Source organism: Neptuniibacter sp. CAU 1671 (assembly GCF_029222905.1).
Lineage (GTDB): Bacteria > Pseudomonadota > Gammaproteobacteria > Pseudomonadales > Balneatricaceae > Neptuniibacter.
The window spans coordinates 534983-547741 of sequence record NZ_JARHUE010000001.1 but is presented as its reverse complement, the minus strand read 5'-3'; the positions used below and the strand labels follow the sequence as shown (position 1 = coordinate 547741).

Here is a 12759-nt window from a genome sequence, read left to right as displayed (position 1 = left end):
GATTTCAGCTCAGGGTCAGCAAAAGTCAATCAAGCCCCTAAGAGGTACGGGTGATTGTGGGCGTTGCCTGATCGCCGTTATGATGACTTCAGGTATTCAGCTTTCTTTCTGTGTCTGCTCAGGCGTTTTTTCATGACACAAATGATCAATGGATTTGAGATCAGGATCTCCGGCCGCGTTCAGGGCGTAGGTTTCAGACCTTATATCTGGCATCTGGCCAATGATATGGGGCTTGCTGGCAGCGTTTTTAATCAGGGTGATGCGGTTAATCTCCAGATTCAGGCTGACCCTGTGCTGTTGCAGCACTTTTTGCATCGTCTGCAATCAGAGCTGCCGTCTTTGGCAGAGATTCAGCAGATTGATATCCAGCTACTTCAGGCTGAGCCGTTTGATGGCTTTGCAATCCTGCCGTCCGCAAAGTCCCATATAACCACTGGCTGCCCGCCGGATGCGGCGATCTGCCCTGGGTGTACTGCAGAACTGTTTGATCCTGCCAACCGCCGTTTCCGCTACCCCTTTATTACCTGTACTCAATGTGGCCCCCGGTTGAGCGTCATTCATCAGTTGCCCTATGACAGGGCGTCCACATCCATGCAGCCGTTTGAGAATTGCAGCACCTGTCAGGTGGAGTATCGTGATCCGGAAAATCGCCGGTTTCATGATCAGGGGATCTCCTGCCCGGAATGTGGCCCAAGCGTCTGGTTGGAAGATAACCGGGGCAATGTGATTGCTGCTGATCAACCTTTTCAGTCGCTCAGAACAGCTCTGGAAGCGGGCAGAATAATTGCGCTGAAAGGCGTCGGTGGTTTCTATCTGGTGTGTGATGCTACCAACGAATCGGCGGTTGCCTTGCTGCGTGAAAGAAAACATCGGCCAGCCAAACCGTTCGCGTTGATGGTCAGGAATTTAACGATTCTCAAACAGTTTGCAATGGTGGAGGGTACGGCCGCGCAGTCGCTGCAGAGTGTTCAGGCACCGGTGGTGTTGCTGGAGCCTTGTGAGCAGCCGACACTGGCCATTGCGCCGAATATTGCACCGGGCCAGTATCAGCTGGGCTGTATGCTGCCTTACAGCCCGATTCATCAATTGCTGTTTGAACAGATCGACCGGCCTCTGGTGATGACCAGCGGTAATCGGGTTGGTCTGCCGCAGGCGATAACCAATGCAGAAGCCAGAGCCCAGTTGTCAGAGATTGCCGACCTGTTTTTAATGCATAACCGGGAGATTGTTACCCGAGTGGATGATTCGGTCGTGCGTTTGGCACCACGAGGGCGATATCCAATCCGGCTGGGTCGGGGTCATTCACCGGTGGCGCTGCCCTTGCCGCCCGGTTTTGAGGGTGCCCCGGACCTGATAGCACTGGGGGGAGAACTCAAGAATACCCTCTGCCTTGTCCATGCCGGTAATGCAATCATCAGTCAGCATCTCGGTGATCTGGGATCACATCAGGGCTATGAGAGCTATTTACAGAATCTCGATCACTTCAGGCAGCTTTATCACATTGAGACGAACCGGCTGGCTTGTGATCTGCACCCGGAATACCACTCCAGCAAGCTGGCAGAAACGTTGACGCAGCAGGGTGATCGATCGGTGCGTGTGCAGCACCATCATGCGCATCTGGCTGCCTGTCTGGGTGAAAATGCCTACCCTATGGATGGAGAACGGGTGCTTGGCATCTGTCTCGACGGTTCAGGTTTCGGCTCTGATGGCTCGATTTGGGGTGGCGAGTTTTTACTGGGCGATTACCGGATGTTTAATCGGGTGGCGCATCTGAAACCTTTCCCGCTGCTGGGTGGAACGCAGGCCATACTCCAACCCTGGCGGCTACTTTACGCCCAGTTGCGACAGGCATTTTCACTTGAGATCTGGCCTGTTTTATTTGAGCTGTTTCCACTGCTGAAGCAGCCGTCCTGCGATCTGTTTGAGAAGATGTTGCAGCAGCAGTTAAATACCCCGCTAACCTCTTCAGCAGGGCGTTTATTTGATGCTGTCGCGGCTGCGCTGGGCTGTCATGCAGAACAGATCAGTTATGAAGGTCAGGCGGCGATGGAGCTTGAAAGCCTCGCGCACAAAGGAGCTGACGATGTTTTGCCTTATCCATTCTCAGTGGAGGAAGGTGTTATCGACCCGGCACCGATGTGGCGCTGTCTCATCCATGATCTGCAGGTTGGCGAGAGATCTTACCCCGATATGGCCCGGGCATTTCATCGTGGTTTTGTGATGGCGCTTATGGCCATGACACAACAATTGGCGGAACAGTTTGCGTTTAAGACCATTGCCCTGAGCGGCGGGGTGATGCAAAACATGCTGGTTCAGTCTGCGCTGCAGGATGCACTGGTCGGGCTTGGCTACGATGTGTTAATCCACAAAAAGCTGCCCGCCAATGATGCCGGTTTGTCATTTGGTCAGGCGCTGGTGGCGGTGGCTCAGGCGTTACCTGAATAGGCAGGCAAATCAATAAATAACCCTTCTTTTGATCTGGATGCCTCCCCATTGCAGGGGTTTGTGTATAGTTAAGACAGGTTTCTTGCTTAGCGGATCGGTAGTGATGCACGAAATGTCGATTGCTCAAAGGGTTCTGGACGTTATAGAAGAACAGGCCTTAGTGCAGGGGTTCAACCGGGTGACTCAGGTGTGGCTGGAAATTGGTCCGCTTGCCATGATCGATAAACAGGCTTTGCGTTTCAGTTTCAACGCCATTATTGGTCATTCATGTGCGGCGGGTGCCGAGTTGACCATCATTGATCTGCCGGGAAAAGCGGTCTGTCGTCAATGCGGACTCAGGCTTGAGATTCAGCAGCGCTATACCCCCTGTCCCCATTGCAAGGATTACTCCCTACAGGTGGTATGTGGCGAAGAGATGCGCATCAAAGAATTGGAGGTGGCATAAATGTGCACGGTATGCGGCTGTGGTGCTCATCAGACAGTAGCTAATGAAGATGCTGATCATAAAGACCCCGTTCACACTCCAGCAGTCGGTTTTGTGATCCAGACAGCTGATGCGGTCACACACACCCATGCGCATGCCCCGCTGAGGCAGGGTGTGCGCAGAGTACAGGTTGAACAGGATATTCTGGGTTTGAATAACCAGTATGCTGACAAAAACCGGGCTGAGTTTGCACAGCGTCAGCTGTTTGTGCTGAATATGGTATCCAGCCCCGGTTCCGGTAAAACCTCGCTCCTGACCGAAACCCTGAAACAGCTAACTTCCCAGCACAACCTCGCGGTCATTGAGGGTGATCAGCAAACCACCAATGATGCTGAGCGTATTCGGCAAACCGGTGTGCCTGCAGTTCAGGTCAATACCGGTAAGGGCTGTCATCTGGACGCACATATGATTGGCCATGCGTTGCAGCAGCTACCTGCGTTGCAGGACGGTATGCTGTTTATCGAAAATGTAGGCAATCTGGTATGCCCGGCAGGGTTTGATCTGGGTGAACGGCATAAGGTGGTGATTTTGTCAGTGACCGAAGGGGAAGATAAACCCCTGAAATATCCCGACATGTTTCACGCCGCTGACCTGATGATACTGAACAAAACTGACCTGTTGCCCTATGTGGATTTTGACGTGCAGCGATGTATCGAATACGCCCGGCGGATTCATCCTGAGATTGAGGTTTTACAACTCTCGGCCCGAACCGGAGAGGGGATGGAACAATGGATAGACTGGTTATTGAAAAACCAGAAGGGAGTTACAGGCAGTGAGAACACGAACTCAGTACGGGTTGCCAGCCATGTTTGATCTTTCAACCGAGTGTGTGATCCCTGTATGTGTTTAGGTGTACCCGGCCAGATTATCGAAATTCTTGATCCGCAGTTAAATACAGCGCTGATTGCTGTGTCAGGCGTGCGCAGGCAGGTAAATCTGACCTGCGTGATCACGGAGGGGGTTCAGCCATCTGCACTGGTGGGCAGCTGGGTGCTGGTACATGTGGGGTTCGCCATGAGTCTGATTGACGAAGATGAGGCGAACAAGACGCTGCAGTTACTGGCTGAACTGGATGAGCTGAAAGATGCGCTGCAGCCGTTGCAATGATGATTGTGGATGTTGATGACGCCTGTCGAGCAGAAGGAAACCGCAATGCAATATGTCGATGAATTTCGCGACCCGGCGTTAGCAAAGTCATTGCTGAAACAGATCGCGCGCGTGGCGGCGCAGATCTCCCGACCGGCCAATCGGCCTCTGCAGATCATGGAAGTGTGCGGCGGCCATACCCATGCGATCTTTCGTTACGGTATTGAGCAGTTATTACCCCCTAACATCGAACTGGTGCATGGTCCGGGTTGCCCGGTCTGTGTGTTACCCATGGGGCGGGTGGATGACTGTATTGCAATCGCCGAACAGCCTGATCTGATTCTGGCGACCTTTGGCGATGCAATGCGGGTACCGGGTTCAAAAAAATCACTGCTGCAGGCAAAAGCGGAAGGTTGTGATATCCGCATTGTGTATTCCCCCATGGATGCGCTGGAACTGGCCCGACAGAACCCACTTAAACGCGTGGTGTTTTTTGGGCTGGGGTTCGAGACCACCATGCCCAGCACAGCGCTGACTCTGCTGCAGGCAGAGCAGGAAGGGCTGAGTAATTTTTATCTGTTTTCCAATCACATCACGATTATTCCAACCCTCAGAGCGATGCTGGAAGAACCCGATATGTCGATTGATGGTTTTCTCGGCCCGGGCCATGTCAGTATGGTGATTGGTGAAGCGCCCTATGATTTTATTGCCAGTGAGTTTAATCGCCCGCTGGTGATCTCCGGTTTTGAACCCTTGGACATGCTGCAGTCATTACTGATGGTGTTACAGCAGATCAGCCGAGGTGAGGCCAGGATTGAAAACCAGTACCGCCGAATTGTGAACAGTGCCGGAAATGACCCGGCACAGCGGGCGGTTGAGGCGGTGTTTGAATTACGGGAGCATTTTGAATGGCGTGGGTTAGGCAGCATTGATCACTCTGGTGTCCGTATCCGGGAGCGCTTTGCCCGGTTTGATGCAGAGCGGGAGTTTGCTCTGCCGAATCAGTCGATCGTTGATCCGGCCGAGTGCCAGTGCGGTGAAGTGCTGAAGGGCCAGCTAAAACCTGTGAATTGCAGATTGTTTGGCAAAACCTGTACACCCGATAAGCCAATGGGTGCCTTGATGGTTTCTTCGGAGGGGGCCTGTGCGGCTTATTTTAAATACGGTGCTCCGCAGCTGATTGCCACCGCAGGTGGTGAAGGTTAACGCATGAATAAGCCTGAAACCGGTTTCAAAGCCGACACCATTACACTGGCCCACGGCTCAGGTGGCAGGGCGATGCGGGATCTGATTGAAGGTGTCTTTGTTGAGATTTTTGATAATTTCCAGCTGAGCAGCCTTGAGGATCAGGCACGGATTATCCTCAGTGACTTGCAGTCATGCGGCGATCGCCTGGCATTTACCACTGACAGCTATGTGGTCGATCCGATAGAGTTTCCCGGTGGCAATATTGGCACACTGGCGGTGAATGGCACCCTGAATGACCTGGCCGTGTCCGGTGCCCGGCCTTTATATCTCTCCTGTAGCATGATCATTGAAGAGGGTCTGGAACTGGATCAACTGAAACGTATTGTGTGTTCCATGAAACAGGCCGCTGACGCCGCGAATATGCAGATTGTGACCGGAGACACGAAAGTGGTGCCTCGGGGGAAAGCCGACAAGTTGTTTATTAACACCAGTGGGCTGGGGGTAATACCAGCGGGTATTAATCCGCAGGCCTCTGGCTGTCGGCCCGGCGATAAAATTCTGGTGAACGGTTTTATCGGTGACCATGGTGCCACCATCCTCAATGCCAGAGGCGAGCTGGCTCTGGATGTTGAACTGGAGTCTGATTGTCAGCCGCTGCATGAACTGGTTGAGTGTCTGTTACATGTATGTCCTGAGGTACATGCGATGCGGGATGCCACGCGGGGTGGCTTGGCGGCGGTGCTGAATGAGTTTGCTGAGCAGTCAAAGGTGTCGGTCAAGCTCTGGGAATCAGCGATCCCATTACGCCCGGAGGTGCGTGGTGTCTGTGAAATCCTGGGCCTCGACCCGCTGCATTTTGCCAATGAAGGCAAGCTGGTGGCCGTGGTCCCCGCAGAAGCTGCAGCATCGGTTCTAAAAGCGATGCAGGCGCACCCGGCGGGGAGGGACGCTGCCATGATCGGTGAGGTACAGGCAGATGCGGTGGGTCGGGTATTTATCGAAACCGGGTTTGGCGGCACCCGTATTCTGGATACCCTGAATGGCGAGCAGTTACCGCGTATCTGTTAAAAACTGGTCTTTTACCGCGGTTTTTCCGTAAGCTGAAGTTCTGGAAAGTTATGTCGGAGTTTCAACAGATGGCTCAACCCGGCTGGTTACAGCACTATGCTTCAGCGTTGGAAAATCTCAGTCCCGATCGGCTCAACGATCTGGAACAGTATCTGGCTGATGATCTGCAGTTTTCCGATCCCTTTAATCATCTGCACACCCGAGATGCCTTTATCGCCCTGATGGATGATATGTATGCCCGTCTGGATGAGGTCGGGTTTAAAGTGCACTCAGTCATTGAGCAACAACAACAGGGCTACCTGTACTGGACCTATTCGGCGTCCAGTTCTGTCACCGGTTGGTTTTCAATTCAGGGCGTCAGTCGGGTTGAAGTGAATGAGGCAGGAAAAATCAGATTACATGAGGACTACTGGGATGGCTCCCGGCTGATGCAAACGCTGCCGTTATTGGGCCGTGTTGTGGCCTGGGTTCGACGTAAGCTGGCGTGTCAGGGCTAAATTCATGTCTGAAATGCATCCATTTTATTAACAAAGTCAGAAGGTTACTCCTGATAGCCTGAAACTCTCATACAAGCGTTCGTAAAATATAATTTAAATTTTAATTAAATTAACGTCTAATGCTACCTGTCAGCTATAGTCAAGTTACGGTTTAGCCCTGCCTGCAGAGAACCATCGCCTGTACTTTCGGGTGAATCATCACCCTTATAAACCGATGCACTTGAACCGGCTGTAAGTAACGGTGGCTGTATTCCGAATGGATTTAAGGACATCGATTAAATAACAAGGACTCTTGTCGTGAAACACGGCAAATGGAGAAGGAATCATGTTGACCTGGAATAGAACATCAGCCATGTTCAAAGGCTGGGTGATAGGTTTGATGGTATGTCTGCTGGTATTAGCGCTGGTAGCGCCGGTTGCAGTTGCGGCCAAGGGCGGAAAAGGTGGAGGAACGGATACCGGCGGTGGCAAAGGCGGTGGCGGTAAAGGTGGCAAAGGTGATGGTGGTGGAACTGTCACGACAACCACGGTGGTGAGTGGCACGGTTTCCGGAGAAGCTTATGGTGCCTGGGCTCAGGTGGATTTACTCGCTTTACTAGGCTTAAAGACCACCGTCGAAATTGCCAAAACGCCCTATGTCGCGTTGACTACCGACACACATGCGGCTGAAAGCCAAACCACCTTATCGGTTATTCTCAGCAACATTCTCAACTCCGCCACACTTGAATCGGCCGTGATCGGCGGTGTGGGCCCGGAAAAAGGCGGCGTGGTCAGTTACAGCGTGGTTGAAGATCTGAATATTCTTGAAGGTCTGATTACCGCGGATGCTGTGCTGGCGATGTGTGACAGTGCGTTTGATGAAAATGGCGCGCGCATCGATATGTCCGGTTCATTGCTTGCCAATCTGCAGGTGGGTGGCATTGCCATCACGGCTGTGCCAGCACCCAACACCGTGATTAATCTGGATCTGGCGCAGGTCATTCTGAATGAGCAGGTCATTACCGGTCCCGGTGAAGGTACTGTCAACCTGATTCATGTGAAGCTGCTGCGGGACAGGGATAATCTTCTGGGTGCATTGCTGGGTAGCATTGTGGGTGGCGACATCATTATCTCTTCGGCCACCTGCCAACAAAATCTGACACTGACCGAGGTGAATGATGACGGTGATCCGGACGGTGAAGTGAATATCGATGATGGGTTTGTCACCGGGGGTGGACGTCTTGGTGATCAGCATGGCTTTGCCACCTTTGGTTTCAATGCCGGAAAAAGGGGTGGTAAATCCAGCATTCATCTGCAATACAATGATCACCTGAATGGTTATAAGCTGCACGTTAACAGCGAAGGCCCAGTCACGATTATGGACAACTGTGCGCTGTTTGATGCGGTGGGAGACCTGAACGGTAGCCCGGTCGATGTCAGCGTTGAAACCTGTGACAACGGCGAACCGGGCAAAGATGGCATTGATAGTTTTGTGGTCAGTTGGCCGGGCTATAGCAGTGACAGTTTTGTGGGCTGGATGACCCAAGGTAATATCCAGTTACACAGCAAATGACCCGCCTTGAAATGGGTGTGATTAAAACGCTTCTGCTTAGCAGAAGCGTTTTTTTATGCCAGAGCCGGATGTTTTTTCAGGGCTTCAACTAACAGTTGCATCTCAACCTGAGTACCGATGGTAATTCGCAGGTAGTTATCAATTCCGGGTTTACTGAAATAACGTACCAGAATGTTCTGGCTGCGCAGGAACTGCATCAGGTCGGCTGCGGGTTCTGACCGGTGTTGTGTAAACAGGAAGTTGGTCTTGGAAGGCAAACTTTCAAAGCCAAGCTGATTCAGTTGCTCAATGGTCCACTCACGGGTATCGATAATCTGCTGAGTCGTTGTCTCAAAATAGGCGGTATCTTCCAGCGCGGCGACGGCGGTTTCAATCGCCAGCATATCCAGAGGGTAGGAGTTAAAACTGTTTTTGACCCGCTCCAGCCCGGCAATCAGCTCAGGATGCCCTAACGCGTAACCGACGCGCATCCCCGCCAGTGAGCGGGATTTAGAGAAGGTTTGAATGACCAGCAGGTTAGGGTACTGGTTGATCAGCGATACGGCGGATTCGGCACCAAAGTCAACATAGGCCTCATCCACCACTACGACTGATTCCGTATTACGTTTCAGCAGTGGTTCAATCTCTGCAAGTGTTAATGCGCGGCTGGTTGGCGCGTTAGGGTTCGCAAAAATCACGCCACCGTTTTCGGTGGGGTAGGTATCCAGATCGATGCTGAATCCGTCGCCCAAAGGCATTAACCGCGCATCAATACCGTAGAGATCGCAGTAAACCTGATAAAAACTGTAGGTGAACTGGGGCATCAACAGCGGCAGGGGCTGACGGAAAAAAGCCATAAAGGTATGCGCCAGCACTTCGTCAGAGCCATTGCCGACAAACACCTGATCGACGTTAAGTGCAAAGTGGTCCGCCAGAGACTGTTTCAGTCGGCTACAATCCGGGTCAGGGTAGAGCCGTAACCGATCAACCTGAAAATCATGCAACACCTGATTCACCGCAGGTGAGGGTGGAAATGGATTTTCATTGGTATTGAGTTTAGTAATGCCGCCCTGCTTGGGTTGTTCACCGGGAACATAGGGTTCCAGATTACGGATGGCATCACTCCAGAATTTACTCATTGATCAGTGTCCGATGGGCGATTGGATAGGGTGGCTCAGGCTGATTTACCTGATTCAGCAAGCTGCCAATAATAACAGACCGCGGCCCGGCTTAAAAAGATCCCTCTTAGGGATTGTCGGGCTGATCTGCCTTGTGCTGAAAACCGTATCTATATGAAACACAAAGAAAAGGTTATTTTTCGGTGGTTAAAACCCTGCTTATCGTGTTGGTCGTTGCTGTACCAGGTCTGGTGTTGTATGCCTGCAGTTCTCCCAGTCGCCTTCTGAACAGTGTTATCTCTGACACCGATTACCGGCTCATCACACAATCCTATGGTGAGCATCCGCGTCAGGCCGTGGATATATATGAACCGCGTAAGACTGTGCAGAGCGGCAAACCGGTGGTTGTGTTTATTCATGGCGGCGCCTGGCGGACCAGTGGTAAAGCTGAGTATAAGTTTGTAGCACAGGCGCTGACCCAGCTGGGTTATGTCGTAATCATTCCGGAATACCGGGTTTATCCTGAGGTGAAATTCCCGGCCTTTGTTGAAGATGTCGTCAGTGCCTTGAGCTCAGTGAATCAACGCCGGCCGGAGTTGCTGAAACGTGCCCAAAACAGAGTAATTCTGATGGGACATTCATCCGGCGCACACACGGCTGCACTGCTGATGACGGATCAGGCATATCTCCAGCGGAGTCTGCCGGAGGTGCAGGTGGCAGGCTTGGTCGGTCTCGCCGGGCCTTATGACTTACCGATGCAGGATCCCGAAGTGGTGCCGGTATTCGAGGGTTTCTCCCCCGATGAGGTTAATCCGGTGCGTCAGGTCGGCACCGCTATGCCGCCTGTGTTGTTGCTGCACGGCTTAAAAGATGATCGGGTAAAACCGTTTCATACCCGGCACTTTGCTGATGTCCTGCAGCAGGCTGGGGGAGAGGTTGAAACAAAACTCTATGATGATGTTGCCCACGTCTCAATTCTTGCCGGGTTAGCCATGCCACTGCGATTTATCAACAACAGCTATGCAGATCTGGTCACTTTTTTGCGTCGTTATGACTGATTGATGCAAGCAGAGCACCCTCTACATCCCAGCTTCTTTGAAAACGTTCGTCTGCTCAGGTGACGTTCGGGCGTCGTCGACTTGCCAATAAAACATTATCAATAACAATCAATTAGAGAGCAGACGGGTTGAATATGGAGTGTACTCAGCCAACCAACTTGGTCAAAAAATCATTATTTATCTCAGCTTCAGGGTTAATTTCCTTAATAATTCCGTCATAATTCGCCCCAACTTAAATTAGCCAAGTAAAAACAAAGGTGAGTGTTATGGTGCCGACCAATAACCCATTCCTCCAGATGTTTGCCAAATCACCCTTTAAGCCGATGCAGGATCATATCCACAAGGCGCAGGAGTGTGCGGCTGAGTTGGTGCCCTTCTTTGAAGCGGTGATTGCGGAAAACTGGGAACAGGCTGCAGAGATTCAGCAAAAAATTGCTGAACTGGAAGGTCAGGCCGATGCGATGAAGAAAAAAATTCGTCAGCATCTGCCCAAGAGCATATTTCTGCCAGTACCGCGTACGGATCTGCTGGATATCGTTCGCATGCAGGACAAGATTGCCAACCGGGCCAAGGATATAGCCGGCCTGATGCTGGGCCGCCAGATGAAGGTGCCTGCCAGCCTGCAGGACGGTATGCGTCTGTTTGTCCGCGCGGCACTCAGTACTTCAGAGCAGGCGCTGGTCGCTCTGAACGAGCTGGATGAATTGATCAACAGTGGTTTTGGTGGCCATGAGATCAATGCGGTTGAACGTTTACTGGATGAACTGGACAAGCTCGAGCATGAAACAGACAAGTGTGAACGCCAGGTGCGGTCAAACTTGTTTGCTATTGAAAAAACCCTGGATCCGGTAGAGGTGATGTTCCTCTATCAGATCATCAGTCAGATCGGTGATCTGGCTGACCGTGCACAACAGGTTGGCAGTCGTTTACAGCTGCTGCTCGCTCGATAAGCTAAGGGGTACAGACAATGGAAATCATCGCTCAGTATGGCCATATCATCGTCATCCTAGCCTGTGTTTTTGGATTTTTCATGGCCTGGGGTGTGGGCGCCAACGACGTGGCAAACGCCATGGGCACTTCTGTGGGATCCAAGGCCCTGACGCTGAAACAGGCAATTATTATTGCCATCATCTTCGAATTTGCCGGTGCTTATCTTGCCGGTGGCGCTGTAACGGCAACCATTCGAAAAGGCATCATTGATCCTGAAATTCTCTCCGGAACACCAGAACTGCTGGTCTTCGGCATGATGGCTTCTCTGCTGGCGGCCGGCCTGTGGCTGCTGATAGCAACACACTTTGGTTGGCCTGTTTCCACCACCCATTCCATTGTGGGTGCGATTGTGGGCTTCGCAGCTGTAGGTATATCTGCGGATGCCGTGCATTGGAACAAGGTCAGTAAAATCGTCGCCAGCTGGGTTGTCTCGCCGGTGACGGCAGGGGTGATCGCCTTTTTCATCTTCAGGAGTGTGCAACGCCTGATCATGGATACGGATAACCCTTTTGCCAACGCTAAAAAGTATATTCCGGGTTATATCTTCCTGGTGGGTTTCATCGTGGCGATGGTGACTTTCACCAAAGGCCTCAAACACGTTGGCCTGCATCTGAGCTGGGGTGAAAGCGCGCTGGCTTCAATCGGTATCGGCATTGTGGTGATGGTGATTGGCATCCAGATGCAGCGCCGCATTACGCCTGATCCTGAAGCGGACCGCGATTACCACTATGCCAGTGTGGAAAAACTGTTCGGCATTCTGATGATGTTCACCGCCTGTGCCATGGCATTTGCCCATGGTTCCAATGATGTGGCGAACGCGGTAGGCCCGATTGCTGCCGTGGTGGGTGTTGTCAGCGCGGGTGGCGAAGTCGTGCAGAAAAGCGCAATGCCTTCCTGGATCCTGCTGTTGGGTGGTGCGGGCATTGTGGCGGGTCTGGTGATGTATGGTCATAAGGTTATTGCCACGGTAGGCAGTAACATTACTGAACTGACTCCCAGTCGTGGTTTTGCAGCGACTTTGGCTGCAGCAGCGACCGTGGTGGTAGCGTCCGGTACCGGTCTGCCGATCTCCACCACGCATACGCTTGTTGGTGCGGTGCTGGGTGTGGGTATGGCGCGGGGTATTGCGGCTCTGAACCTGCGAATCGTCGGTACAATCTTTATCTCCTGGATTGTGACACTGCCCGCGGGTGCCGGTCTGGCGATCATCTTCTTTTTCATGTTTAAAGGCATGTTTACCTGATCGCAGACCTGAAAAACAACAAGCCCCCGTGATTTTCAATCCGGGGGCTTT

Annotated in this window: 12 protein-coding genes; 11 read left to right on the top strand and 1 reads right to left on the bottom strand. The window is 52.2% G+C overall.

Annotated elements, in window-relative coordinates:
- Positions 1-132: 132 nt before the first annotated feature.
- The 8 genes from hypF to P2G53_RS02560 all read left to right on the top strand — a co-directional run bounded on the left by hypF (position 133) and on the right by P2G53_RS02560 (position 8320).
- On the top strand, positions 133-2445 hold the full coding sequence (gene hypF / locus P2G53_RS02595) for a carbamoyltransferase HypF (protein WP_275813281.1): 2313 nt from the start codon (positions 133-135) through the stop codon (positions 2443-2445).
- A gap of 103 nt (positions 2446-2548) precedes the next feature.
- Positions 2549-2890 carry a hydrogenase maturation nickel metallochaperone HypA gene (gene hypA, locus P2G53_RS02590; RefSeq protein WP_275813278.1) on the top strand — a complete coding sequence of 114 codons (342 nt, stop codon included), beginning with the start codon at positions 2549-2551 and terminating at the stop codon, positions 2888-2890.
- Positions 2891-3742, top strand: a complete 852-nt coding sequence (hypB, locus tag P2G53_RS02585) for a hydrogenase nickel incorporation protein HypB (protein WP_275813275.1) — start codon at positions 2891-2893, stop codon at positions 3740-3742.
- Positions 3743-3769: 27 nt separating this feature from the next.
- On the top strand, positions 3770-4036 hold the full coding sequence (locus P2G53_RS02580; RefSeq protein ID WP_275813272.1) for a HypC/HybG/HupF family hydrogenase formation chaperone: 267 nt from the start codon (positions 3770-3772) through the stop codon (positions 4034-4036).
- Between the two features lie 45 nt (positions 4037-4081).
- A complete protein-coding gene (hypD, locus tag P2G53_RS02575; RefSeq protein ID WP_275813268.1) occupies positions 4082-5221 on the top strand; it encodes a hydrogenase formation protein HypD in 1140 nt (379 codons plus the stop codon).
- Positions 5222-5224: 3 nt separating this feature from the next.
- Positions 5225-6271 carry a hydrogenase expression/formation protein HypE gene (gene hypE, locus P2G53_RS02570; RefSeq protein WP_275813265.1) on the top strand — a complete coding sequence of 349 codons (1047 nt, stop codon included), beginning with the start codon at positions 5225-5227 and terminating at the stop codon, positions 6269-6271.
- Positions 6272-6321: 50 nt separating this feature from the next.
- Positions 6322-6768, top strand: a complete 447-nt coding sequence (locus P2G53_RS02565; RefSeq protein ID WP_275813263.1) for a nuclear transport factor 2 family protein — start codon at positions 6322-6324, stop codon at positions 6766-6768.
- Between the two features lie 325 nt (positions 6769-7093).
- Positions 7094-8320 carry a choice-of-anchor P family protein gene (locus P2G53_RS02560; RefSeq protein ID WP_275813260.1) on the top strand — a complete coding sequence of 409 codons (1227 nt, stop codon included), beginning with the start codon at positions 7094-7096 and terminating at the stop codon, positions 8318-8320.
- Positions 8321-8373: 53 nt separating this feature from the next.
- Here the strand turns inward: P2G53_RS02560 and hisC are convergent, their stop codons facing one another.
- A complete protein-coding gene (hisC, locus tag P2G53_RS02555; RefSeq protein WP_275813258.1) occupies positions 8374-9438 on the bottom strand; it encodes a histidinol-phosphate transaminase in 1065 nt (354 codons plus the stop codon).
- Between the two features lie 182 nt (positions 9439-9620).
- Between hisC and P2G53_RS02550 the strand changes: the two genes are divergently transcribed.
- From P2G53_RS02550 to P2G53_RS02540, 3 genes are all read left to right on the top strand, one after another.
- Entirely contained in the window at positions 9621-10475 is an 855-nt protein-coding gene (locus tag P2G53_RS02550) for an alpha/beta hydrolase (RefSeq protein WP_275813255.1), read from the top strand.
- Positions 10476-10741: 266 nt separating this feature from the next.
- Positions 10742-11425 (top strand): TIGR00153 family protein, encoded by a 684-nt coding sequence (locus tag P2G53_RS02545; RefSeq protein ID WP_275813253.1) that lies wholly within the window; start codon positions 10742-10744, stop codon positions 11423-11425.
- Positions 11426-11442: 17 nt separating this feature from the next.
- The gene (locus tag P2G53_RS02540; RefSeq protein WP_275813250.1) at positions 11443-12708 is read left to right on the top strand and encodes an inorganic phosphate transporter; all 1266 of its coding nucleotides are present in this window, start codon (positions 11443-11445) and stop codon (positions 12706-12708) included.
- Positions 12709-12759: the final 51 nt, after the last annotated feature.

Coding starts and splice junctions, on each gene's coding strand:
- hypF (WP_275813281.1), top strand. CDS start 133: ATGACACAAATGATCAATGGATTTGAGATCAGGATCTCCGGCCGCGTT.
- hypA (WP_275813278.1), top strand. CDS start 2,549: ATGCACGAAATGTCGATTGCTCAAAGGGTTCTGGACGTTATAGAAGAA.
- hypB (WP_275813275.1), top strand. CDS start 2,891: ATGTGCACGGTATGCGGCTGTGGTGCTCATCAGACAGTAGCTAATGAA.
- P2G53_RS02580 (WP_275813272.1), top strand. CDS start 3,770: ATGTGTTTAGGTGTACCCGGCCAGATTATCGAAATTCTTGATCCGCAG.
- hypD (WP_275813268.1), top strand. CDS start 4,082: ATGCAATATGTCGATGAATTTCGCGACCCGGCGTTAGCAAAGTCATTG.
- hypE (WP_275813265.1), top strand. CDS start 5,225: ATGAATAAGCCTGAAACCGGTTTCAAAGCCGACACCATTACACTGGCC.
- P2G53_RS02565 (WP_275813263.1), top strand. CDS start 6,322: ATGTCGGAGTTTCAACAGATGGCTCAACCCGGCTGGTTACAGCACTAT.
- P2G53_RS02560 (WP_275813260.1), top strand. CDS start 7,094: ATGTTGACCTGGAATAGAACATCAGCCATGTTCAAAGGCTGGGTGATA.
- hisC (WP_275813258.1), bottom strand. CDS start 9,438: ATGAGTAAATTCTGGAGTGATGCCATCCGTAATCTGGAACCCTATGTT.
- P2G53_RS02545 (WP_275813253.1), top strand. CDS start 10,742: ATGGTGCCGACCAATAACCCATTCCTCCAGATGTTTGCCAAATCACCC.
- P2G53_RS02540 (WP_275813250.1), top strand. CDS start 11,443: ATGGAAATCATCGCTCAGTATGGCCATATCATCGTCATCCTAGCCTGT.